The sequence below is a fragment of the Bacillus atrophaeus genome, assembly GCF_001584335.1.
Classification (GTDB): domain Bacteria; phylum Bacillota; class Bacilli; order Bacillales; family Bacillaceae; genus Bacillus; species Bacillus atrophaeus.
Map to the genome: position 1 here is coordinate 86,941 of NZ_LSBB01000020.1, position 22,493 is coordinate 109,433.

Genomic DNA, 22,493 nt, shown 5'->3' on the forward strand with positions numbered 1-22,493 from the left:
CTCGGGGCGTCTTTTAAAAACCAAACTGTAAATTCGTATCGACAGCTACAATTGTATATACACAGATAATAACAAAAAGATTCAGGACAACACCGAGCAGGCCCGGGCCTGTGCGGCCTTTTTTAATGATCAGCTCGGCAATGCCGAAAGGGACGGCGGCCATGGCGAACGGCAGCATTTGATAGGAATAAAAAGTGACGTTGCTGATAATGGCCAAGTTCAGCATGAGCAGAGACAGAACAGCTGTCCCGACAGAAATCCAGCCAAACACATTATGCTCTTTAAATATTCTTACCAGTTCCATAGTTCCACCTCGCCGATTTTTGCTGCTTTCACTGATTTGTTTTTAAGCAGACGTTCAATTTCCTTTGTCGGCCCCGTCACGACAGAACCGTAAACATTTACGCCATGTTGTTCGACATAATCAACTCTGTTATCCAGATTCATATCTTTACGTTTAGAAATGACGTGCACCCAGTTTTTATGCTTGGACATATATTCGAGCGCATTGATAAATTGTTCGCGATCCGATTCACCCTGTGATTCAAATGTAGGAAGCACCTTGGAATCTTTCCCGGGAAATCCTAGCGGCTCTGCATAAGGGGTGTCTTTCAGATTTTTTTCCGTCTCAATCGCATTCCAGAGGAACCTTACATCATAACCGCTGAATTTTTCATAGATTTCATTTGAAGGATACGCGCGGTCATACGAGAGATATACTTCAGAAACCGTTCCTTCAGGCAATTTTTTCAGTGTTTCCTGTGCTTTAGAAGTCGTTTTTTCCTTTAAGCCGGAAGGGTGGGTAAAATAATGGCTTGATTGATTGGCTTCTAAATCATAGTAATTGACGGAGGGTGCTTTGACTTTATCATAAAACATTTCAATTCTTTCATTTCCCACCGCTACTGTTTTCGTTCCGATCTGCTTTTGCAGCGGAAATTCTGTATTCATTCCGAACAGTTTGACCTGGCTTTTTAACCCGGACGTATCAACAAGGACGTTAGGCATCGTAAGCGCTACGGTAACAGCCGCCGTTTCCATGAATTCATTTCCGGTGCTTTGTTTTCCTCCCAGCCCATAATAGAGGTAGCTTCCCAGCGTGCAAAGCGGCAAGATAATTAATGTTGAAATGACAGCCAAGACAGAAATGCGCAAATAGGATTTTCGTTTTCCATATGACAGAATCGCTTTTTGTTTCTCCGGGCTGATCGTGGCGTCCCATTGGGACTCGTCTTGCATTTCACTCTCAATGAGTTCTTGATACACTTCAAGTTTCTCAAGCTCTTCTTCAAATGCGATCATTTCCTGGTCGCTCATCTCTCCATTTTTATATTGTTCAAAACGCTTTTTAAATTCTTCATTCATCATTAACACCTCTATTATAAAGTGTCTTCAGCCGCTGTCTGGCACGAAATAAAACACTTTTAAAATTAGCCTCTGAAATATTCATAATATGGGATGCTTCTTTGTAATTTAATTCCTTTAAATAATATAGCGTTAAGGCCTCCCGATAATTGTCGGGAAGCTCGGACATATATCCAGTCAGCACTTCCTTGATTTCAACCTGATGAGCCGGGCTTTGAACAGCCGTTTGAAAAAGGCTCCCGATTAAGTCATCAGAAATGGTCACTTCCTTTTTATGTTTTCTGACATAATCAATAAACGCATTTCGGGCCACTTGAAAAAGCCATGGCTTTACTTTGCTGTGGTCGTAGGAGTGGATGTGTATGTATGCCCGCATAAAAGTTTCCTGCAAAAGATCCTCCGCGAGATGCTTGTCTTTCGTCATGGAGAGCAGGAACCTGTAAACATCATTCATGTACATTTGGTATATTTCATCGATCGTCACTGCCTTTTCTCCCCTCTATGTTATACACGCATAAGAAAGGTTTAAAGTTGCACTTTACATGCAAACGGCTTATTTCCATTTTCACCTAATCAAACACCATTACTATATAGTACCTAAAAATTGCTCTGAAAGATAGGGCTGACACATGTTTTACATTTTTGTCAATGGGAAAAGGTCAGAAAAAGGGTAAGGAGTGGAATAATGGAACATATCAATATCTCTAACACTGAAATTGAAGCCTCAAGAATCGGATTGGGCACGTGGGCCATCGGAGGCACCATGTGGGGCGGAACCGATGAAGAAAACGCAATCAAAACAATCCACGCCGCCTTTGAAAAGGGGATTACATTCATAGATACGGCTCCCGCATACGGGTTCGGGCAATCAGAAGAAATTGTCGGAAAGGCGATTGAGCAATATGGCGCAAGAAATCAAGTCGTGCTTGCGACCAAAACGGCGCTTGATTGGAAGCATAACCAGCTGTATCGCCATGCAACCCGTGCCAGAATCATTGAGGAAATCGAGAATTCTTTAAAAAGATTAAAAACAGATTATATAGATCTTTATCAAGTTCACTGGCCGGACCCTCTCGTCCCGATTGAAGAGACTGCCGAAGCCATGAAGGAGCTGTATGACGCAGGGAAGATCAGAGCGATCGGCGTCAGTAACTTCTCAGTGGAGCAAATGGATACCTTTCGGGCCGTGGCGCCGATTCACGCCATTCAGCCTCCGTATAACCTGTTTGAAAGGGAGGCCGAAGAGGATGTTCTCCCATATGCGAGGGAAAAGGGACTGACTGCGCTTTTGTACGGAAGCTTATGCCGCGGGCTTTTAACCGGAAAAATGACGGAGGATTACACATTTGAAGGTGATGACCTTCGAAAACAGGACCCTAAATTTCAGCAGCCGCGTTTTAAAGAATACATCGGCGCTGTTAAAAAACTCGATGAATTGGCATACTCACGTTACAGGAAATCGGTTATTCATCTTGCTGTAAGATGGATTTTAGACCAGCCCGGGACAGGTATTGCCTTGTGGGGCGCCAGAAAACCTGAACAAGTGGAAGCCGTCTCAGATATTACAGGCTGGGAATTGACCTCTGAGGACAAAAAAGATATCAATCATATTTTGCAGGAAACGATATCAGAACCGGTCGGCCCTGAATTTATGGCACCGCCGACAAAAGAAGAAGTGTAAGAAAAAAGCTGAGGCCGCCGCCTCAGCTTTTTAGCGCCATGAAAAGAGGAAATGATAATTATTAGTACCAGGTAATAAAAAATGTTGTTATAATAGATAACAGATAGAATCATTTGATAACAACAACAAAGGAAGTGCGATATGTATAAGTTTTGTGCAAATGCTCTAAAAGTCATTCTTTCTCTGCGCGGAGGGGTGAAAGTCTATAACAAAGAAAACCTTCCGGCCGATTCAGGATTCGTCATTGCGTGTACACACTCCGGCTGGGTAGACGTCATCACACTTGGAGTCGGAGTTCTTCCTTACCAAATACATTACATGGCGAAAAAAGAGCTTTTTCAAAATAAATGGATCGGTTCTTTTTTGAAAAGCATTAACGCGTTTCCGGTCGACCGGGAAAATCCAGGGCCGAGCAGCATCAAAACACCGATTAAGCTGCTGAAGGAAGGCGAAATCGTCGGAATCTTCCCAAGCGGAACGAGAACGTCTGAGGATGTTCCGCTGAAAAGAGGAGCCGTCACCATCGCGCAATTGGGAAAAGCGCCGCTAGTTCCCGCGGCCTACAAAGGACCGTCAAGCGGAAAGGCACTTTTCAAAAAAGGAAAAATGAAGCTGATCATCGGTAAGCCGCTTCGCCAGGAGGATTTTGCCCATTATTCTTCTAAAGAAAAGCTTGCCGCAATGACGGATGCTTTGAACAACAGCATTAAAGAGCTTGAAAAGAAACTGGAGCAGCTTTAAAGAATAGCTTTAAACTCAAGTCCCAAAGTATGGGGGAGCAATTGAAAGGTGCATATGCTGTTATTGATCCGGGATGATGGGACTTTGAATGTGTATGCCTGCACAATTGTAAATGTCACTTCTCAATGTCCTAAAGTAATAGAAAACCCTGAACAAATTGCGTATTGTTTATACTTTTCTGCACTTAGTTATAATATATGAGAAGTTTATAAATGCAATTTAGGAAAGGGTACTGGGGATGAAAAAAGTCATAGTAGTCGGCGCAGGGATTCTTGGTGCATCGGCAGCATATCAGTTAGCAAAAATGGGTGCTGATGTTCTTGTTATAGATCGCAAAGATAAAGGGCAGGCTACCCATGCAGCTAAGGGTATTATTTGCCCGTGGATATCACCGCGGAGCAATCAGGGCAATATTAAGGTTGAGAGTCATTCACTAAATATTTGGTTCATTTCTTAACAGAGCATTCGTTCACTCATTCTGCTAATGCATTGAGTAGGAAATGCGCAGAATATGCTTACTGAAAAGCCAATGTTTTTCAATAAATTCTCACCTACTATCTGTTAGAATCCCCTTTTATTATGTTTTATTAGTAATAGTTGTAAATTGGAAATGATTGTAGTTTATGCTTGTCAGCGGATTCGGGCCTTTACAGCCAAAAATGACTATGAAAATTTTTATACGACATGGTATTCGAGGAGCTAGTCATTTTATAGTTAAATGTAAGAGGAAATCGATTCGGCAAATGATGATCTTAACCGTAAATCATGTAGCGAAATATCGCATTTTATCAAAAAACAGGTTCAGGTTTCCAATTGTTATTCCGAGTCTTTGGCAGGAATGTTTGTAAAAATACTGAATTAAAAAAGACACCTTTTAAAAAGGTGTCTTTTTGTTTTATGCTTCTTTCTGTTCAGCCGCTTCTAACAGCTCTTCGTGCTGAAGCTTTTTCACTTCAATATAAGCAACATGGTGGCCGTCAATTTCATTAATAATAAATTCGCAGCCTTCTTCTATGATGGAATCGTCCTTTTCAACATCATATTTCTGGGTCAGGAACCAGCCTCCGATTGTATCGACTTCTTCGTTTTCTAAATGAATGCCGAGAAGGTCGTTTACTTGGTCGATCAGCACTTTCCCGTCAAGCATATAATGTCCGTCTCCAAGCTTGCGGATTTCGTTAATTTCATCAATATCGAATTCGTCGCGGATTTCTCCGACGATTTCTTCAATGATATCTTCAACTGTCACAAGTCCCGCTGTTCCGCCGTATTCGTCTGACAGAATAGCCATATGCACTCTGTCTTTTTGCATTTTGACGAGTAAATCTTGGATTGGTGCAGACTCAATGACGTGAATGATCGGATTCACAAAGTCGGTGATTGTTGACTCAACTGAATACTCACCGCTGATGCAGGCTGTCAGCACCTCTTTAATATTGACGACACCGATAATATTATCTTTATCGCCTTCTTCAACGGGGTACCGGGTATACTTTTCAATTTGAATGATTTCCATCATGTCAGCGATCGTAATATCGTGCGGCAGGCTGACAATTTCGGTTCTTGGAATCATAATTTCTTTCGCAAGCCTGTCATCAAATTCAAATATCTTATTCACGTATTTAAATTCTGATTGGTTGATTTCTCCGCTTTTATAGCTTTCGGATAAGATAATCCGCAATTCTTCTTCGGAGTGAGCCAGTTCATTTTCAGAAACGGTCTCCAAGCCGAAAGCTTTCGTCAATAATCGTGCTGAGTTGTTCAGCACCCAAATAAATGGGAACATAATGCGGTAGAACCAAATCAGCGGTTTGGCAAACAGCATGGACACTGCTTCAGCTTTCTGAATTGCGACCGTCTTAGGCGCCAATTCTCCCACAACGACGTGCAGGAAAGTAATGATGGCGTAGGCAAGGATAAATGAGATGATGTGAGACAGTGAACCTGGCATGTTCATCTGTACGAAAAGCGGGTGAAGAAGCCTTTCAATCGTCGATTCGCCTAAAACCCCTAATCCAATCGAAGTCAATGTAATTCCCAGCTGGCACGCTGATAAATATTCATCAAGGTGCGTGGTCACTTTTTTTGCGGCAATGGCTGATTTATTTCCTTCCGCGATCAACTGATCAATCCGTGAGCCTCTGATCCTGATAATGGCAAACTCAGATGCTACGAAAAATGCCGTCAGCGCGATTAAAACGGCGACTAAAATCAAATTAACAATATCCAATTAGAACCTTCACTCTTAAATGAGAATGAAGGTAACACCTCCTGTAAGTAAAATAATGTTTTAACTTAACAGCAGCAAAAATGATTGAAGCACGGTCAGCTTTTCGGGAGCGAGCTTGCTTTTCAGCTTATCGCGTTCCTCAGGCTGCAACCTTTCAAACCGATGCAAGATTCCGGAGATGTTTTGATTCATATGATCAATTTCTGAGGTCAGAATACCAATTTCATCATCTTTCAAAGTTGAAGAGGGAAACTGATTCTCCAGGCGATCTTTAATATCGGACAGGGCCAATCGCTGCTGCTTGCAATCTACAATAAACATAAGACGTTTGAGTGCGTTTTCATCATAATAACGGTAATTCGAACAGGATCTGGCCGGCGTAAGCAGACCGAGATTTGTATAATAATCAACTGTTCGTTTCGTTACTCCGGCAAGCGCCGCTAGTTCACTGATGCGATAAGTCTCAGCCCCATCTAAATCCCTCCCCAACCATCACGTTATAGTTATGAGAATAGTTTAATATATGTAAGGGGATTTGCACAAGTTTATTGTTCTTAGAAATTGAGCGAGCGAGGCCAAGCTCCGCCGGATTCTATAAAGGCAAAGGACCTGTACGGGCGGCTGCTGGAACAACATTTATATGTACGATACTTTTTACCAGAAGCGTCTTCCTATAGAAGAGGGGATCGAACAACTGTGCTTAGAAATAGAGCAACTATTACAGCATTAGCCGCATGCTAAAAGAGAAGCCCTTTATACTCGGGAAGCAAAAAATCAAAATATTTAAAACTCTGTTTTGGAATGATTTATGGTACAATAAAATATACAATTTATTAAACATATTGACTTGGAGGTGGTATGATGGGGCCCTCTGCATAGTCATCAATACATCAAGCGCATCAACCTTAAGAAAATTTGATTTTATCAGGAGGTGACTCCCTGTCCTATCGTAAGGACGGGGTTAAATGGACGATATTGACAGTCTGATTTTAATTGGCGTGCTCATTGCTTTAACCGCATTTTTTGTCGCAAGTGAGTTTGCGATTGTTAAAGTAAGGAGATCCAGAATTGATCAGCTTATAACAGAAGGAAACAAACGGGCAATACTCGCAAAACGTATTATTACGGATCTGGATGAATACTTATCCGCATCCCAGCTTGGCATCACCTTGACATCAATCGGACTCGGTGTGCTGGGGGAACCTGCTTTTGAACGCCTTTTACATCCGGTGTTTGAGGCATTCAGTCTGCCGGCGTCGCTTACCCATGCTTTGTCATTTGCGGCCGCATACGGCTTGATTACATTCCTGCATGTCGTTGTAGGCGAGCTTGCCCCTAAAACGGTTGCTATTCAAAAAGCAGAACAGCTGACATTATTGATCGCAGGTCCATTACGTTTTTTCTATTTGCTTATGTATCCTTTTATTTGGGTCCTCAACGGATCTGCGAGGCTTTTGACCGGAATGTTTGGTTTGAAGCCCGCGTCGGAACACGACAGTTCTCACTCTGAGGAAGAGCTCAGAATGCTGCTGTCCGAAAGCTTGAAAAACGGAGAAATTAATCCGTCTGAATATAAATATGTAAATAAGATTTTTGAATTCGATAACCGAATAGCGAAAGAAATCATGATTCCGCGGAAAGAAATGGCCGCTGTTTCAACCGATATGACGATGAATGAGACGCTTCAAATCATGCTGAAAGAAAAATACACCCGCTGGCCCGTAACTGACGGTGACAAAGACAGCGTCATCGGCATGGTCAACACGAAGCACTTGTTTTCCGACTTGCTGTTTATGAGCGATAAGGAAAGGGAGAAGCTCTCGATACGCTCGTATGTGCGCCCGGTAATTGAAGTCATTGAAACGATCCCCATACATGATCTGCTGATTAAAATGCAGCGGGAACGCATTCATTTGGCGATTCTGTCGGATGAATACGGAGGAACCTCGGGAATCGTGACGACAGAGGATATTCTTGAAGAAATTGTCGGTGAAATCAGAGACGAATTTGACGAAGATGAGCAGCCGCTGATTCAGAAGCTGTCCGACCGCCATTATGTGATGGACGGAAAGGTTCGCATAGATCAGGTGAATGAGCTTTTGAGCGCAGCTATTCAAGAAGAAGAAGTGGACACAATCGGCGGACTGATTCTGAAAGAAAACATTGACATCGGAGCGGGAGAATCCATTCAAATCGGACAGTATACGATACAGGTCCTAGAGATGGACGGACGGCACATTAAGCAAATTGACATACAAGAACACGTCAGCCAAACCCCTGAACGCGCGGCACATCACAAGCTGCCGATTCCCGAACCGGTTATGCTGAATAATGCAACCTTGAGCGAAAAATAAGCTCAAGGTTTTTTTGTTAGGCTGTGTGAAATATTATCTAAATAGAACGATCAATCGTTCTGTAATGGCTGATAGTGCCGGTCTATGACCGTATTCATTAAGCAGATTTCTGCCAGTCATCTTTTCAAGATAAAGGAGCTTTAACGGAATAAGAAAGGGAACTTCCAATCAATGAAGTTCCCTCATTTTTATTGTAAATTCAAGATAACAGCGCTATTCCGCACCAAAATGCAACCAAGCAGCCGCATAGCGTTATCGCGGTGTATAACAGGCTTTCCTTTACGCGCTTTTCGAGCAGCAGCTGAACGGATTCCACACTGAAAGTGGAAAAAGTGGTAAACGCGCCGAAAAATCCGGTGCCGATGATGGTGCTTACGGACGGATTGGTGATGTTAAGTGCGGTAAACAGCCCGAGACCGAAAGCTCCGAGTATATTGATCGTCAAAATACCGATGGGAATGCTGAAGCTGTTCCTTTTGGCTGAAATCCTCTGTCCGAGCCAAAAGCGGAGCACAGATCCGATTCCCCCAGCAATACATATCCCGGCAATTGTCATGACGGATCAATCTCCTTCCTTTGCTGTCCGCCCGCTATTCGCCGTCCGCACAAAACACCGGCAAGCGCGAGGCCGATCCCTGCTAAAAGTGAGGCAGCCATATATGCAGCGGCTGCTGCCGGGGCTGTTTGCAGCATCATAACCGATTCTTTAGAAAACGTCGACATTGTGGTAAACCCGCCGCAAAAGCCGGTGCCTAAAAAAGCGGACAGAAGAGGCCGTTTAGTCCGGACTGTAAAAAACCCGGTGAGCAGCCCGAGCAGAAAGCTTCCGGATATATTTTCAAGCCAAGTTGCAAGGGGAAACGTATTTGTATGTAACCATGCAGATAATCCATATCGGAGGCAGGACCCTACAGCGCCTCCGATAAAAACAGCACTATATTGTTTCATGTTTGTCATCCTTTAAAGTGAAATCAGGATAATCCGTCACGATGCCGTCAACAGCCATGCTTTGCAGTTTGTCGGCTGTTTTTTGATCTCTTATTGTCCAGGCAAACACTTTTAAGCCGCGTTTATGGACGGAAGATATAAGCAGACGGTTCAGCCGAGTATATTTTATATTGGCATAATCCGCGCATGATTGATAGACATTCAATTGATTTCTCGTCAATCGCCCGAAACTCGGTCTTGCAATGACGGCTGTCGGGATAGAAGGATAGAGATCGCGGAACGTCTGAATGGATCGGATGTTAAAGGATTGAACGATATTATAAATGGAGAAAGAAAACGTGCTTAACAGCTTTCCCACTTCTTTTTCAAGTCCGACTTGAGAAGGAGGGCCTTTCAATTCAATCAGCAGACCGACTTTCTGATGATAGCGCTTGAGTACGGCTTCAAGTGTCGGAATTTTTTCTCCTTGAAAGGCGGGGCCGAACCAGCTCCCTGCATCAAGTGTTTGCAGTTCTTTCAGCGTATAATCTTTTACATAGCCAGTGCCGTTCGTCGTCCGGTCAACCCTGTCATCATGTATCACCACAATGTGCCGGTCTTTGGTGAGCTGCACATCAAGCTCAATCATATCCGATTTCAGTTCCGCAGCTAAGTCGAAGGCGGCAAATGTATTTTCCGGCGCGTAACCGGATGCTCCGCGATGGGCGATGGTGTACAAGCGTGTCAGCTCCTCATATGGACATTTCTGTTATTGTATCAAAATTCATATATGCACCGCGATACCAAGTGGTGAATTTTTTTGAGAAAAAAGAATAGGCCGGGCTGATTCGGGCGTATATCTTAAAAAAGAAAAATAAACAGCACGGTATACCGGTATGACAGCGTTCGCCAAAAAAATAGTGCTTTCGACTTGTTTACAAAAAATTCTGTTATTTTATAATAGCAAAAAAGGAGGCGAGATCATGGGTAAAGGGAGAATCAGAGTGGAGGAAAGAATTAAGGCCGAAACGGATGCTGAAATGCAAAAAGCAACTCTCCTGGATCAGACACAAACGAAAAGGAAGTAGTACGTGTTGTCCCTATTGAATCTGGCTGAAATATGATGAAAGATACTATGCCCCGGCTCTGTGCCGGGGTTTTTATGCGTCTATTGAGACATTAAAAGAGATTTTTGCCGAATGATTTAGTATAATTAATTTTCGATTGGGATAAAGGAGCGACCGTCATGCCGGAAAATCTACAACAATACTTTACACTTGATAAAACGATACAAATAGGAATCAGCGTAGGCATTTTGCTGATTTTTCTCATACTCAGAAAGATATTTACGAAGTATTTATTCAATCTGATTTTTAATTTAACAAACAAGCCGAAAACAGAAATATTTAAACAGGTGATCGTTGCCTTTGATAAACCTGCCAGGTGGTTTTTTGTCGCCCTCGGTCTTTTTTTGGCCATTCGGTATTCCCCGTTCTTTGATGGGCAGATGCCGCTTATCAGCAAAGTGTACCGTTCGTTTATTGTGGCGCTGTTGTCTTGGGGTCTTTGTAATTTGACAGCAGCCTCATCATTTTTATTCCATAAGGTCAATCAGCGATTCGATCTTGAAATGGACGATATTTTGGCCCCGTTTTTATCGAAGCTGCTTCGATTTGTCATTATTGCGCTCAGCGTAAGTGTTATTGCGCAAGAATTTAATTACGATGTAAACGGCTTTGTAGCGGGGCTGGGGCTTGGCGGATTGGCATTTGCGCTTGCGGCCAAGGATACCATCAGCAACTTCTTCGGCGGAATCATTATTATCACGGAAAAGCCGTTTACCATTGGCGACTGGGTTCAAACACCGAGCGTGACGGGAACGGTGGAGGATATCACATTCCGAAGCACGAGATTCAGAACGGCACAAGAAGCTGTTGTTACCGTCCCGAACTCCACGCTGTCGATGGAAGCCATCACGAACTGGACAAAAATGAACAAACGCCAGATTACATTCTCGCTTCATGTGTCATACGCCACGCCTGTTGAGAAAATGGACCGCTGCATTAAAACGCTCAGAAAAATGCTGATCGAGCATGAAGGCGTGCATGACGACACCATTATGGTCAACTTTGACATGTTTGCTGACAGCTATTACAACCTATTCTTTAATTTTTATACAAAAACCACAGCATGGGCTGAGAACCTTGATGTCAGAGAAGATATCAATTACCGTATTATAGACATTTTGGCAGCGGAGGGTGTAGAGTTCGCGTACCCGGGCCAAACCGTACTGGTGAAACAGAAAAACCATAATGATCCGTTTCAGACGAATCGGACCGATAGGGAGAAGGAGCGGGCATAGCCCGTTGTACTCCGTCCTTTAGCTGCCGCTTTCGGACGGAGTTTTTTTTATGGTAAAATAATCGAAAAGGGCGGTGAAGCTTTGAAGGATTATCAAGATATAGTGGACAAAGCCAAACGTATTGTCGTGCTGACGGGAGCCGGCATGAGCACGGAATCGGGTATTCCGGATTTCCGCTCAGCGGGCGGTATTTGGACTGAAGATTCATCCAGGATGGAAGCGATGAGCCGCGATTACTTTGAACGCCATCCCCGCCTGTTCTGGCCTAAATTCAAAGAGCTGTTTCAAATGAAAATGAGCGGCCGCTTTGAGCCGAATGAGGGGCATGTCTATTTAGCAGAGCTGGAAAAAGAGGGGAAGCAAGTCGATATTTTCACGCAGAATATCGACGGCCTTCATAAGAAAGCGGGAAGCAGACACGTATACGAATTGCACGGATCGATCCAGACAGCGGCCTGCCCAGCGTGCGGCGCGAGTTACGATCTTTCTCATTTGCTAAAGCATGACGTGCCCCAATGTACGGCGGTAAAAACGGACAGCGAAATTTGCAGCACGGTCTTAAAAACAGACGTCGTCCTTTTCGGCGACATCGTGCAGCATTTTGATACCCTTTATGAAAAATTAGGTCAAGCTGATCTGCTTTTGGTGATCGGGACATCACTTGAAGTGGCGCCTGCCAGGTTTGTGCCTGAGGAAGCAAGCCGGATTCCAGGAATGAAGCAGATTCTCATTAACCTAGAACCGACTTACTGTGATGACTTGTTTGATCTTGTGATTCATAGAAAAATAGGCGAGTTTGCCAAAGAATTATCCGATAAAAAATGAGGCGGCCTTTCGAAGGCGCCTCATTTTTTATTCATGGACAGGAATCATTGTATCCTTCAGCACATCAAAGGAATATCCCTTATCCTTCAGTTGTTTAATTAAAACCGGCAGTGATTGAACGGTGGACGGAAGGTCGTGCATGAGAATGACATGTGGGCGGCTTGAATGGCTGTTTTCCATATATTCAAGCTGATTGATGACCTCCGGGACAAATTTCGGTCCGCGGTATTTCCAATCCATGCTGTCAATCGTCCAGTCCCAGTACACAAAACCGCCTTTTTCCAGATGTTTGATCTGGGTGTCGGTAAGTGACGGCTTGCTGCCGTAAGGGGTTCTGACAAGGTCTGTTTTGACCCCCGTGATGTCTTTCAGCGTATCACGCGCCTGCTGCATTTCTTTCAGAGGCGATACCGGCGTCTGATAGAATCGTTTGTTGTCATGCGTGACGCCGTGCAGGCCGAGTGAGTGTCCTTCATTCTTTGATCTTTCCACAGCCTGCTTAAATGTATTCATTTGCGGTCCGAGCATGAAAAAGGTAGCTTTCACATCAGCGCTTTTTAATACATCCAGCAAGCGGTTTGTAGAAGCTGACGGGCCGTCATCAAACGTCAGATAGACCGTTTTTTCATCAGGGCTCTGCTCGGTCTGTAAATGTTTAATCAGCAGATCCGGGGAGTTTCTTTTGAGCTTGAGGCTCGGATTTTCGTCACGAAGCTGGCTGTTGGTTGTGACCGTGATTTGTTTACCTTTTGCGTGTGACCCTGAGTAACCCAAAAAGACGATTAACAACAGCAGCACACACAAAACTGCTAAGCTTGTAAATTTAAAAACAAGTGAAAAAACAGAAGGAGAAGTGTCTCCTTTCGTCTGGCGCATATTAATCTCTCCAGTGGCATAGATTTCTACATACCGCTGTATTGGTGGCAGTTTTATTGCAAGATACACTGCCATATGATTACAACCTATGTACTCCGACATAAAGTATACAGGAATAAAACTGGAAAGAACATAGAAAAATTGTCGAAATATCAGTTTTTAAGGAAAAAATAATCTCTTCTGCCTGCGCTTTCTATATCTCTAATTCTTTCTGTTTTTCAGCTTGTTCGGTATGGTAGAATAGTTGACAATGACAGCTTGAGAAAAACAGGATATCACGAAACTTGGGAGGGTTTGTATGAAGGTGTTAGTGAATGGACACTTATTGAAACGGGATGAGGCCGTTGTTGATATTGAAGACCGCGGTTATCAATTTGGCGATGGTATTTATGAAGTCATCAGAGTTTACGAGGGTGTTTTATATGGATTACGCGAGCATGCTGAACGATTTTTTAGAAGCGCCGCTGAAATCGGAATCGATCTGCCGTTTAGCATTGAGGATCTTGAATGGAAGCTGGAAAAGCTTGTCCAAGAAAACGGTGTCGAGAGCGGCGGGGTATACATTCAGACAACAAGAGGCGTGGCGCCGAGAAAGCATCAATATGAAGCCGGGTTGGCTCCGCAAACAACTGCGTACACGTTTCCAGTGAAAAAACCGGAAAATGAGCAGGCGCACGGCGTGTCAGCGATTACTGATAAAGACCTCCGCTGGCTGAGATGCGATATCAAAAGTCTGAATTTACTGTATAATGTGATGATTAAGCAAAAGGCCTATGAAACGGGTGCTTATGAAGCTGTGCTGATCAGAGACGGAATTGTAACGGAAGGAACATCCTCCAATGTGTATGCGGTGAAAGACGGGGTAGTCCGGACACACCCGGCCAACCAGTTGATTTTAAATGGCATCACCCGCATGAACATTTTGGAACTCATACGAAAAAACGGATGGAAGCTGGAAGAAAAGCCTGTCACCGAGGAAGAACTTAGACAAGCAGAGGAAATTTTTATTTCTTCTACAACGTCAGAGGTAATTCCGGTTGTGACGCTTGACGGGGAAGCGGTTGGCAGCGGAGTTCCGGGACCGCTGACGAAGCAGCTGCAGGCGGCATTTCAAGAAAGCATTCAGCAGGCGATCGGCATCTCGTCATCATAAACAAAACAGCACCGCTGCAAAAGAGCGGTGCTGTTTTGTTTATTTTTTTGCAAATCCAAGAATGACCGATATGATCGGAGAAATATAGAGGAAGAAAACATACGGCAAATAATCGATGACAGGAACGCCGAGTGCGCTGGCCATAAATGCCCCGCTTACGCCCCAAGGGATTAACGGATTAATTAAGGTGCCGCCGTCTTCAAGCGAGCGTGACAGATACTTTCGTTCAATATTTTGTTTGTCATATAAGTGTTTATATGACTGGCCGGGTATTAAAATCGACAAGTACTGTTCACCTGTTGCTAAGTTCACTCCGATGCTTGAGCAAACGGTTGCCAAAATCAGGCGTCCTTTTGTGTGAATGCCTTTCATGACACCCTCCAATAAGGCTGAAATCAGACCGATTTTCTCCATTATTCCTCCGAGTGCAAAAGCGATCATAATGAGAGAGACTGAGCCCATCATCGACTGAAGCCCGCCCCGGTTGATGATGTTTGAAACAGCCTGATTGTCCGTCTCATAAACAGTTCCGTTTTGCAGCGCTGAGATAAATGCTTGGACACCGCTGTCAGGAATGAAAAGGGCAGTCAGTATACCGGAGGAAACAATCCCGGCAGCCAGAACGGGAATCACGGATACCCGCTTACCTGCTAGCAGGATGACAAGCAGCGGAGATAACAGCGCCCAAGGAGTAACGTTTGCCGCCTCTTTTATCACTGAGATCATTTTCTCGATATTAGCTGTTGAAGCGGCATTTGCCGAAACAGATAACCCCATTACATAAAACAGCACGATCGTAATAAGCAAAGCGGGGATTGTCGTCCCCGTCATATGGCGAATGTGTTTGAAAATCGAAATTTCTCCAATGCCGGCAGCGAAGTTGGTCGTATCTGACATAGGTGACATTTTATCTCCGAAGCAGGCGCCGCAAATCACTGCCCCGGCGGTCCATTCAAGCGGAACGCCGGCAGCGCTTGCTACTCCTATCAAGGCTACGCCGATCGTGCTCACTGTTGTCAGGCTTGATCCGACCAGTGTGCTGATAATCATGCATGAAAATAATGCGGTCAACAGAAGCTGACTTGGTTCAATAAAGGACAAAGCATAAACGGTAACAGTCGGTATAGCGCCGCTGTACATCCACGCACCGATCAAAATGCCGATCAATGACAGGACAATAAGTGGCTGTACTCCGTTTTTTATGCCGTTCACAATGCCTTCCTCAATGTCCTTCCACGAAAAGCCGATGGTTAAGCCGGCAATCGAAAGAATAAGGATGCATAGAAACAGGGGCATATGCGGTTCTGTATGGAACATAAACAGGCAGGAAATGATAACCGCCAATATAAATAAAAATAGTCCGGCAGCCAACGGAAACGTCAGCCGTTTTTGTGAATTCAAAAAAACACCCCATTAATGATCTTTAATGCTTTTGTGCTTTTTGGCACGAAAGTATTATAGCAGAAAAAGCGGATAAACACTGTTTTTTTACAATTGTGAATTTAAAAAAGTGAGCACTGCTGCGTGCTCACTTTACAATCAGAACCGGAATATCGGATTTCGCTGACAGCTTTTCGCTGACACTTCCGAATAACAGTTTTTTCAGCCTGTTTTGGTCACGGCTTCCCATGACGATCAGATCGGCTGATATATCTGCTGCGTGCTCGATAATTGAACTCGCGGGATCGCCTTCTAATATATCAATGTCTCCGTCAATTTGGTTGTCATTCAAAAGCATTCTGGCTTCAGCAACGACTTCTTCCGTTTGATCTTCATAGATCATCGGCTGCGGCTGGACACCTTCTGACATAAGCGGGTCGGGAACACTCGTCATTCCTCCGCCGATATAGCTTGCGCCTGCTGCCGGTCTAGGCGGGTCGATGATCGTCTGATTTTCTTTTCTGTCATGAGAATGTGCGACAGTTATCCGTGCGTGCAGAGTTTTTGAAAGGTCAATGGCTTTTTGAAGCGCTTTCTTGCTATTGTCACTTCCGTCAAATGCAACAATGATTCGATCGGCATGAAACATGATCCTCACCCTTTCAAAAGATGGATTACAATACAATACCCGAAATATGAAACCGCTAACCATTTTTCTTAAAGTAGTAATTGACAAATAAAGGTTTTGTTTATAATATGAAAAAGAATCTAAAATCGGAACGGAGGTATTGTCATGCTAAGGATAAATAACGTTAACATCGTTCAATTTCATATATGCGTGACGAGCCCGAACCTCCCTTATTCTGTAACCTGACGTCTGTTTAAGTGGTTCAGTCGCGCACCAAAGCGGACTGCGCCTGTTGATAATCGGCAAAAAGAGGCATGGAGCTTACGCTTTATGCCTCTTTTTTATATGCAAAATGATTCTAAATCTAAAGAAAGACGGGTGTGGTGGATGTGAATACAAAAGAAGAATGCATGATGAAGAATAAGAAAAATGGCCGGGATAAACTTGAAGGCGGCTGACGAAGTGAAGGAGATGGAGATGTATGTTTTCTGTATTAAAAAAGCTGGGATGGTTTTTTAAAGCCTACTGGCTGCGTTATACTATTGCAATTGTGCTTTTATTGGCCGTCAATGTGCTGGAGATGTTTCCGCCCAAGCTTCTCGGAAACGCGATAGATGATATGAAATCCGGTTTGTTTACCGTCAGCGGCATGGTGTTTTACATCGGACTTTTTCTCGGCTTGACGGCTGTTGTGTATGTTATGTCCTATTATTGGATGTATCAGCTGTTCGGCGGGGCGAACATAATGGAAAAAATTCTCCGTTCTAAGCTGATGGGGCACTTGCTGAACATGTCTCCGCCGTTTTATGAGAAATACAGGACAGGAGATTTAATGGCACGCGGAACAAATGATCTGAAAGCGGTCAGTTTAACGACAGGTTTCGGAATTTTGACGTTGGCTGATTCTACGATGTATATGCTGACGATCTTTTTGACGATGGGTATATTGATCAGCTGGAAGCTGACATTTGCTGCGATTATTCCGCTTCCTTTTATGGCGTTGGCTATCAGCTTGTACGGAAGCAAAATTCATGCGCGGTTTACTGAGGCTCAAGATTCATTCGGCGCTCTGAATGACAGGGTGCTAGAATCTGTTTCCGGCGTCCGGGTGATCAGGGCTTATGTGCAGGAAACGAATGATGTCCGCCGCTTTAACGACATGACGGCTGACGTGTACGCAAAAAATATGAGGGTGGCCTTTATTGATTCGCTGTTCGAGCCTACTGTCAAGCTTCTCGTCGGTATGAGTTACCTTATCGGACTTGGTTACGGCGCCTATCTCGTCTTTCAAAATCAGCTGACACTTGGCGAGCTTGTTTCCTTTAACGTATATCTTGGCATGATGATTTGGCCGATGTTTGCCATTGGTGAATTGATTAATGTGATGCAGCGCGGAAATGCGTCTTTAGATCGCGTCAATGAAACCTTATCCTACGAGCCTGAAGTTGTGGAACCGACGCTTCCTGCCGCAGTTGAAGAGCCGGGCGAAATGGTTTTCAGCCGCGTCAGCTTTACGTACCCCAGTTCATCCCAAGGCAACCTGTGCGATGTCTCTTTCACAGTGGGTAAAGGGCAGACGGTCGGGATCGTCGGAAAAACGGGAAGCGGAAAAACAACCATCATCAAGCAGCTCTTACGCCAATACCCCGCCGGAGATGGAGACATTACATTATCAGGCGTCTCGATTCAGGACATTCCGCTGGACCGTCTGCGCAGTTGGATCGGTTATGTCCCGCAGGATCACTTGTTATTTTCGCGAACGGTTAAGGAAAATCTATTGTACGGAAATCCTGATGCCTCAGATGAAGAGGTGAAGCGGGTAATTCGGGAGGCGCATTTTGAAAAAGATCTGGAAATGCTGCCGGCCGGGCTAAACACAATGGTGGGCGAAAAGGGTGTCGCTCTCTCAGGCGGGCAAAAGCAGCGGATTTCGATTGCGAGGGCATTAATGGGAAATCCGGATATTTTGATTTTAGATGATTCGCTTTCAGCCGTCGATGCGAAAACTGAGGCGGCGATTATTCGCAATATCAGAAAAAACCGCCAAGGGAAGACCACATTTATTACGTCCCACCGCTTATCCGCAGTTGAGCACGCAGACCTGATTCTTGTCATGGACGGCGGGCGTATATCTGAAAGAGGAACCCATCAGGAACTGCTCGAGAACAATGGATGGTATCGTGAACAATATGAGCGACAGCAGCTGTCCTCTAATGAAGAAGGAGGGACTGTTGCGTGAAGACAGGAAAAACATTATGGAAATATGCGCTTATTTATAAGAAGCTGCTGATATCCGCGGTTCTTTTGCTTATGGTCGCTGTGGGCGCCGAGCTGACAGGACCCTTTATCGGAAAAAAGATGATAGACGACCATATACTTGGCATCGAAAAAACTTGGTATGAAGTGTCAGCAGGAGAAAAAAATGCGGTATCATTTCAAGGCAAATCATACGTGAGGGAGGATCGGTATGATTCTCCCGGCGCCCCGGATAACGAGGCGCATATCTATCAGGTTGGAACGTCTTATTATTTTGTCGGTCAAGCGGTCAGTTTTGACGGGGACAGAAAAGTATCTGACGGAAAACTGACCATCTCAAAAGGGGGAGAAAGCCGGGCGTATCCTGCTGAAAAGCTTACAAAACAGGAGATTTTTAAGTTTTACCAGCCGGAGATTCATGGGCTGCTGTTCTTGATTTTTCTCTATTTGGGGCTGCTTGTCTTTTCTGTGTTTTTTCAATACGGACAGCACTATTTGCTCCAAATGAGCGCCAACCGCATTATTCAAAAAATGAGGCAGGATGTGTTTTCTCACCTTCAAACGCTTCCGGTCCGATACTTTGACAACCTGCCAGCCGGTAAAGTGGTTGCGCGGGTGACCAATGATACCGAAGCGATCAGGGATTTATATGTCACGGTTCTTTCTACTTTTGTTACAAGCGCGATTTACATGATAGGCATTTTTACGGCGCTGTTTTTGCTTGATATAAAGCTTGCGATTCTATGCCTCGCAATCGTGCCGATCATATTGATCTGGTCTGTTATTTATCGCAAATATGCGTCGGACTATAATCATCAGATCCGCTCCATTAACAGCGACATCAATGCAAAAATGAATGAATCCATTCAAGGAATGCCCATTATTCAGGCTTTCCGCCACCAGAAGGAAACGATGAGAGAATTTGAGCAGCTTAATGAATCACACTTTCATTATCAAAACAAAATGCTGAATCTAAACTCTCTCTTATCCCATAACTTGGTGAATGTCATCCGCAACTTGGCGTTTGTCGGCTTGATCTGGCATTTCGGCAGCGCCAGTCTGAATGCGGCTGGGATTATCTCAATCGGTGTGCTGTATGCCTTTGTGGATTATTTAAACCGGCTATTTCAGCCGATTACCGGTATCGTCAACCAGTTTTCAAAGCTTGAACTGGCGAGGGTATCGGCGGGAAGAGTGTTTGAGCTATTGGCAGAAAATGAAACGGAAGCACAGGGGGTTCCGGCAAAAGATCGCGCATCAGGTCAGGTCGAATTTCGGGATGTATCTTTTGCTTACAATGAAGGGGAAGACGTGCTGAAAAATATCTCGTTTAAAGCGAAAAAAGGAGAAACCATCGCCCTCGTCGGCCACACAGGCTCAGGCAAGAGCTCGATTTTGAACATCCTGTTCCGTTTTTACGACGCCCAAAAAGGGGATGTGCTGCTTGACGGGAAAAGCATATACGAAATGTCGAGGCATGAGCTCAGAACCCATATGGGCATTGTTCTGCAAGACCCGTTCCTTTTTTCGGGAACAATCGGCTCAAATGTAAGTATGGAGGATGAGAGAATTTCGGCAGAAAGGATCACTGAAGCTCTCCGCCAAGTCGGGGCCGAAAACCTGCTAAAGAATCTGCCAAAAGGCGTGGAAGAACCTGTTATTGAAAAAGGAAGCACGTTATCTTCAGGAGAGCGGCAGCTCATTTCGTTTGCGAGAGCGCTCGCTTTTGATCCGGCTATCCTGATTTTAGATGAAGCCACCGCCAATATTGACACCGAAACAGAAGCGGTCATCCAAAACGCCTTAGATGTTGTCAAACAAGGGCGTACCACATTTGTCATTGCCCATCGTCTTTCCACGATTAGAAACGCTGACACCATTCTTGTGATGGAGAAAGGCAGCATCATCGAAAAAGGCAGCCATGAAGAGCTGATGGAGCAAAAAGGCCAATATTATCAAATGTATGAGCTGCAAAAAGGAAAACAAAATTCAATTGCATAACATGAGCGGCATACGGATTTCCGTATGCCGCTTATTATTATGTACACATTAATAAGCAAGCCCGACACGAACTCGGATGAAGTCACGCGCTTCAAGCTGTTGATAGAGAAAATGCGCCGTATCGCCGACTGTGATTTTTGATCCGCCCTCTGGCAAAAAGTCTTTTTCAAAGCGGTAAACACCGGTTGCTTCACCGTCCGGAAGATAAGTGGGACAAATGGCGGTCCAGTCTAACCCAGAAGCCTCGAGCATTGTGAAGACTTTGGCATGCTCCTCAGCCGCCCGGGTCAATTTTCGTTTTGACTCATTGGTCTCAAACCGAAATTTTTGCGGATGTTGCCGGGATTTGAGAATTCCGGCTGTGCCGACAGTAATCAGCCGCTTCATGTTTTCTTCCTCCATTATGTCAATGACATGTTTCATCGACACAGAGAGCGTGTCATCTCCATCTGTACCGAGACAGCTGATCACCATGTCTGAGCCAGTGATCACATGTTGTACGTCATCTCGATTCCGGGCATTTCCTGTGCTGATCCGTTCCGGAGGCAAGTGAGGCACGTTCTTTTGTTCTCTGGCCAGCGCGTAAATATCATATCGCTTGTTTGCGCCTGCTTCTTTAAGAAATGCCTGTCCGACTCGGCCAGTCGCGCCAAATAAAGCTATTCTCATCCAAAAACCCCCTCGTCTTATTATAAAATGAAGGCAATCATTTTGAACAGCGCGGAAAAGAATACCTGTACAAATTGATAGAACGGTGGGAAACATATTCATGAACCATCGATATACTTACAAACTGTACAAGCTCCCAATTGACAAACGCCATCATAGACACTATTTTCCCCTCCCTTTTCTCCTAGGATATGTGGAATAGGAAAAAAGAGTGACAGCATCAAAAGAAGGCACGGGAGCCCGTGCCTTCTGTCAGCCATTATATTGAATTAAGTTATTGTACGCCGCCGCCCATTTGTTGTTGAGCGAAAGAAACTAAACGTTTAGTGATTTCTCCTCCGACAGATCCATTAGCGCGAGAAGTTGTTTCAGCACCAAGGTTCACACCGAATTCTGAAGCGATTTCGAATTTCATTTGATCGATTGCCTGAGCTGCGCCAGGTACAAGTAGTTGGTTTGAAGAGTTACTTCCAGATTGGTTTGGCATTGTTAATATCTCCTTTTATATATAGTATGGTTGGGCTTGCTGGAGTTGCACCAGCCGTGAATCCGGGGAGTCACTGCCTTCTCGGCTGTGCCCAATGGCTGCTGACTGTACTATGTATTATGTTAAATTTGCAAAGTTTGATGCAGCCATTTGAATGGTAAATGTTGTGAGAGGAATAAAAAAAGCTTAGCCATTTTCAGGCTAAGCAGTTATCAGTTAATCATAAATGTGAAAGAGCATCAGCTCATGAATCTCGCTTTTAATAGAAGGCTCGTCGTCATGGGCGGGAAATTGCCTTCCCCACTCAATATCTCCTGTCTTATGGTAAATCCCTTCATAATGTGTCCCTTTATGAAAAAACGAAATTCTCCACCCGGGCAGCTTTTCTTTTTGGAACAAAGGCTTCCAGCTAAAGTGAGAAATCATGAAGTGTCACGCTCCTTAATTGATTTCAATTGACATGGATCGGAACCGAATTAGTTACATTGTATCTTATTCTGATGAAAGTTCATAGGATAGGAATTCATTTCCGCATGTTGACCTTGTCCAAAATTGTCA

The 22,493-nt window shown here is 44.3% G+C and carries 25 protein-coding genes; 10 read left to right on the forward strand and 15 right to left on the reverse strand.

All coding sequences use genetic code 11. The annotated features are described in order from the left end of the window. Window positions 1-13 precede the first annotated feature (13 nt). The 3 genes from AXI57_RS14050 to sigM are packed head-to-tail and all read right to left on the reverse strand — an operon-like array spanning window position 14 to window position 1,849. Window positions 14-304: a hypothetical protein gene (locus tag AXI57_RS14050; protein WP_003327804.1), complete on the reverse strand. Its 291-nt coding sequence runs from the start codon at window positions 302-304 to the stop codon at window positions 14-16. Beyond that, the gene (locus AXI57_RS14055; RefSeq protein ID WP_087941862.1) at window positions 292-1,368 is read right to left on the reverse strand and encodes an anti-sigma factor; all 1,077 of its coding nucleotides are present in this window, start codon (window positions 1,366-1,368) and stop codon (window positions 292-294) included. Before AXI57_RS14055 ends, AXI57_RS14050 begins: the two co-directional genes overlap by 13 nt. Then, window positions 1,358-1,849 (reverse strand): RNA polymerase sigma factor SigM, encoded by a 492-nt coding sequence (sigM, locus tag AXI57_RS14060; RefSeq protein ID WP_003327802.1) that lies wholly within the window; start codon window positions 1,847-1,849, stop codon window positions 1,358-1,360. Before sigM ends, AXI57_RS14055 begins: the two co-directional genes overlap by 11 nt. 201 nt (window positions 1,850-2,050) lie before the next feature. Here sigM and AXI57_RS14065 point away from each other — a divergent pair, with 201 nt between their 5' ends. The 3 genes from AXI57_RS14065 (at window position 2,051) to AXI57_RS14075 (ending at window position 4,244) form a co-directional block, all read left to right on the forward strand. After that, a complete protein-coding gene (locus AXI57_RS14065; protein ID WP_061670422.1) occupies window positions 2,051-3,046 on the forward strand; it encodes an aldo/keto reductase in 996 nt (331 codons plus the stop codon). A gap of 141 nt (window positions 3,047-3,187) precedes the next feature. Continuing rightward, window positions 3,188-3,787 (forward strand): 1-acylglycerol-3-phosphate O-acyltransferase, encoded by a 600-nt coding sequence (locus AXI57_RS14070; protein WP_003327800.1) that lies wholly within the window; start codon window positions 3,188-3,190, stop codon window positions 3,785-3,787. Window positions 3,788-4,025: 238 nt separating this feature from the next. Continuing rightward, complete coding sequence (locus tag AXI57_RS14075) at window positions 4,026-4,244, forward strand: FAD-dependent oxidoreductase (protein ID WP_061670423.1); 219 nt, start codon at window positions 4,026-4,028, stop codon at window positions 4,242-4,244. Between the two features lie 438 nt (window positions 4,245-4,682). Here the strand turns inward: AXI57_RS14075 and AXI57_RS14080 are convergent, their stop codons facing one another. Continuing rightward, entirely contained in the window at window positions 4,683-6,017 is a 1,335-nt protein-coding gene (locus AXI57_RS14080; protein ID WP_003327797.1) for a hemolysin family protein, read from the reverse strand. 60 nt (window positions 6,018-6,077) lie between these two features. Then, window positions 6,078-6,506, reverse strand: coding sequence for a MerR family transcriptional regulator (locus tag AXI57_RS14085; RefSeq protein ID WP_003327796.1), 429 nt, complete (start codon window positions 6,504-6,506; stop codon window positions 6,078-6,080). A gap of 476 nt (window positions 6,507-6,982) precedes the next feature. On the opposite strand from AXI57_RS14085, the gene AXI57_RS14090 reads away from it, so the two are divergent. Beyond that, complete coding sequence (locus AXI57_RS14090; protein WP_061670424.1) at window positions 6,983-8,371, forward strand: hemolysin family protein; 1,389 nt, start codon at window positions 6,983-6,985, stop codon at window positions 8,369-8,371. A 199-nt stretch (window positions 8,372-8,570) separates the two neighbouring features. Here AXI57_RS14090 and crcB read toward each other — a convergent pair whose 3' ends face one another. The 3 genes from crcB to AXI57_RS14105 are packed head-to-tail and all read right to left on the reverse strand — an operon-like array spanning window position 8,571 to window position 10,037. Further along, entirely contained in the window at window positions 8,571-8,927 is a 357-nt protein-coding gene (crcB, locus tag AXI57_RS14095) for a fluoride efflux transporter CrcB (RefSeq protein WP_061670425.1), read from the reverse strand. Beyond that, window positions 8,924-9,319 (reverse strand): fluoride efflux transporter FluC, encoded by a 396-nt coding sequence (locus AXI57_RS14100; protein ID WP_003327791.1) that lies wholly within the window; start codon window positions 9,317-9,319, stop codon window positions 8,924-8,926. The genes crcB and AXI57_RS14100 overlap by 4 nt, the downstream gene beginning before the upstream one ends. Next, window positions 9,306-10,037 carry a glycerophosphodiester phosphodiesterase gene (locus tag AXI57_RS14105; protein ID WP_003327790.1) on the reverse strand — a complete coding sequence of 244 codons (732 nt, stop codon included), beginning with the start codon at window positions 10,035-10,037 and terminating at the stop codon, window positions 9,306-9,308. Before AXI57_RS14105 ends, AXI57_RS14100 begins: the two co-directional genes overlap by 14 nt. A 244-nt stretch (window positions 10,038-10,281) precedes the next feature. Here AXI57_RS14105 and AXI57_RS21405 point away from each other — a divergent pair, with 244 nt between their 5' ends. The 3 genes from AXI57_RS21405 (at window position 10,282) to AXI57_RS14115 (ending at window position 12,485) form a co-directional block, all read left to right on the forward strand. Then, entirely contained in the window at window positions 10,282-10,386 is a 105-nt protein-coding gene (locus tag AXI57_RS21405; protein ID WP_003327789.1) for a YhdX family protein, read from the forward strand. Window positions 10,387-10,544: 158 nt separating this feature from the next. Further along, on the forward strand, window positions 10,545-11,660 hold the full coding sequence (locus tag AXI57_RS14110) for a mechanosensitive ion channel family protein (protein WP_061670426.1): 1,116 nt from the start codon (window positions 10,545-10,547) through the stop codon (window positions 11,658-11,660). 81 nt (window positions 11,661-11,741) lie between these two features. Continuing rightward, the gene (locus tag AXI57_RS14115) at window positions 11,742-12,485 is read left to right on the forward strand and encodes an NAD-dependent protein deacylase (protein ID WP_061670427.1); all 744 of its coding nucleotides are present in this window, start codon (window positions 11,742-11,744) and stop codon (window positions 12,483-12,485) included. A gap of 27 nt (window positions 12,486-12,512) precedes the next feature. Here the strand turns inward: AXI57_RS14115 and AXI57_RS14120 are convergent, their stop codons facing one another. Next, window positions 12,513-13,361 (reverse strand): polysaccharide deacetylase family protein, encoded by an 849-nt coding sequence (locus AXI57_RS14120; protein ID WP_003327786.1) that lies wholly within the window; start codon window positions 13,359-13,361, stop codon window positions 12,513-12,515. 298 nt (window positions 13,362-13,659) lie between these two features. Here AXI57_RS14120 and dat point away from each other — a divergent pair, with 298 nt between their 5' ends. After that, window positions 13,660-14,514, forward strand: a complete 855-nt coding sequence (gene dat, locus AXI57_RS14125) for a D-amino-acid transaminase (RefSeq protein WP_061670428.1) — start codon at window positions 13,660-13,662, stop codon at window positions 14,512-14,514. Window positions 14,515-14,553: 39 nt separating this feature from the next. On the opposite strand, the gene nhaC is transcribed toward dat, so the two are convergent. Both nhaC and AXI57_RS14135 read right to left on the reverse strand, forming a co-directional pair. Beyond that, entirely contained in the window at window positions 14,554-15,915 is a 1,362-nt protein-coding gene (gene nhaC / locus AXI57_RS14130; protein ID WP_003327783.1) for a Na+/H+ antiporter NhaC, read from the reverse strand. A 127-nt stretch (window positions 15,916-16,042) separates the two neighbouring features. After that, complete coding sequence (locus AXI57_RS14135) at window positions 16,043-16,543, reverse strand: universal stress protein (protein ID WP_010788097.1); 501 nt, start codon at window positions 16,541-16,543, stop codon at window positions 16,043-16,045. A gap of 460 nt (window positions 16,544-17,003) precedes the next feature. On the opposite strand from AXI57_RS14135, the gene bmrC reads away from it, so the two are divergent. Together bmrC and bmrD are read left to right on the forward strand one after the other, a co-directional pair. After that, a complete protein-coding gene (gene bmrC / locus AXI57_RS14140) occupies window positions 17,004-18,761 on the forward strand; it encodes a multidrug ABC transporter ATP-binding protein BmrC (protein WP_061670429.1) in 1,758 nt (585 codons plus the stop codon). After that, window positions 18,758-20,779 carry a multidrug resistance ABC transporter ATP-binding protein/permease BmrD gene (bmrD, locus tag AXI57_RS14145; RefSeq protein ID WP_061670430.1) on the forward strand — a complete coding sequence of 674 codons (2,022 nt, stop codon included), beginning with the start codon at window positions 18,758-18,760 and terminating at the stop codon, window positions 20,777-20,779. Before bmrC ends, bmrD begins: the two co-directional genes overlap by 4 nt. A gap of 48 nt (window positions 20,780-20,827) precedes the next feature. Here the strand turns inward: bmrD and AXI57_RS14150 are convergent, their stop codons facing one another. The 4 genes from AXI57_RS14150 to AXI57_RS14160 form a co-directional block, all read right to left on the reverse strand. Continuing rightward, complete coding sequence (locus tag AXI57_RS14150; RefSeq protein WP_003327779.1) at window positions 20,828-21,448, reverse strand: NAD(P)-dependent oxidoreductase; 621 nt, start codon at window positions 21,446-21,448, stop codon at window positions 20,828-20,830. A 37-nt stretch (window positions 21,449-21,485) separates the two neighbouring features. Further along, on the reverse strand, window positions 21,486-21,605 hold the full coding sequence (locus tag AXI57_RS21410) for a hypothetical protein (protein WP_206699549.1): 120 nt from the start codon (window positions 21,603-21,605) through the stop codon (window positions 21,486-21,488). A gap of 117 nt (window positions 21,606-21,722) precedes the next feature. Continuing rightward, window positions 21,723-21,935, reverse strand: coding sequence for an alpha/beta-type small acid-soluble spore protein (locus AXI57_RS14155; protein ID WP_003327778.1), 213 nt, complete (start codon window positions 21,933-21,935; stop codon window positions 21,723-21,725). A gap of 216 nt (window positions 21,936-22,151) precedes the next feature. Continuing rightward, window positions 22,152-22,361: a YheE family protein gene (locus AXI57_RS14160; RefSeq protein WP_003327777.1), complete on the reverse strand. Its 210-nt coding sequence runs from the start codon at window positions 22,359-22,361 to the stop codon at window positions 22,152-22,154. Window positions 22,362-22,493: the final 132 nt, after the last annotated feature.

Coding starts and splice junctions, on each gene's coding strand:
- AXI57_RS21410 (WP_206699549.1), bottom strand. CDS start 21,605: ATGATGGCGTTTGTCAATTGGGAGCTTGTACAGTTTGTAAGTATATCG.
- crcB (WP_061670425.1), bottom strand. CDS start 8,927: ATGACAATTGCCGGGATATGTATTGCTGGGGGAATCGGATCTGTGCTC.
- AXI57_RS14110 (WP_061670426.1), top strand. CDS start 10,545: ATGCCGGAAAATCTACAACAATACTTTACACTTGATAAAACGATACAA.
- AXI57_RS14135 (WP_010788097.1), bottom strand. CDS start 16,543: ATGTTTCATGCCGATCGAATCATTGTTGCATTTGACGGAAGTGACAAT.
- AXI57_RS14120 (WP_003327786.1), bottom strand. CDS start 13,361: ATGCGCCAGACGAAAGGAGACACTTCTCCTTCTGTTTTTTCACTTGTT.
- AXI57_RS14070 (WP_003327800.1), top strand. CDS start 3,188: ATGTATAAGTTTTGTGCAAATGCTCTAAAAGTCATTCTTTCTCTGCGC.
- AXI57_RS14160 (WP_003327777.1), bottom strand. CDS start 22,361: ATGATTTCTCACTTTAGCTGGAAGCCTTTGTTCCAAAAAGAAAAGCTG.
- AXI57_RS14065 (WP_061670422.1), top strand. CDS start 2,051: ATGGAACATATCAATATCTCTAACACTGAAATTGAAGCCTCAAGAATC.
- AXI57_RS14090 (WP_061670424.1), top strand. CDS start 6,983: ATGGACGATATTGACAGTCTGATTTTAATTGGCGTGCTCATTGCTTTA.
- AXI57_RS21405 (WP_003327789.1), top strand. CDS start 10,282: ATGGGTAAAGGGAGAATCAGAGTGGAGGAAAGAATTAAGGCCGAAACG.
- AXI57_RS14100 (WP_003327791.1), bottom strand. CDS start 9,319: ATGAAACAATATAGTGCTGTTTTTATCGGAGGCGCTGTAGGGTCCTGC.
- dat (WP_061670428.1), top strand. CDS start 13,660: ATGAAGGTGTTAGTGAATGGACACTTATTGAAACGGGATGAGGCCGTT.
- AXI57_RS14050 (WP_003327804.1), bottom strand. CDS start 304: ATGGAACTGGTAAGAATATTTAAAGAGCATAATGTGTTTGGCTGGATT.
- AXI57_RS14075 (WP_061670423.1), top strand. CDS start 4,026: ATGAAAAAAGTCATAGTAGTCGGCGCAGGGATTCTTGGTGCATCGGCA.
- AXI57_RS14055 (WP_087941862.1), bottom strand. CDS start 1,368: ATGATGAATGAAGAATTTAAAAAGCGTTTTGAACAATATAAAAATGGA.
- AXI57_RS14150 (WP_003327779.1), bottom strand. CDS start 21,448: ATGAGAATAGCTTTATTTGGCGCGACTGGCCGAGTCGGACAGGCATTT.
- AXI57_RS14155 (WP_003327778.1), bottom strand. CDS start 21,935: ATGCCAAACCAATCTGGAAGTAACTCTTCAAACCAACTACTTGTACCT.
- bmrC (WP_061670429.1), top strand. CDS start 17,004: ATGTTTTCTGTATTAAAAAAGCTGGGATGGTTTTTTAAAGCCTACTGG.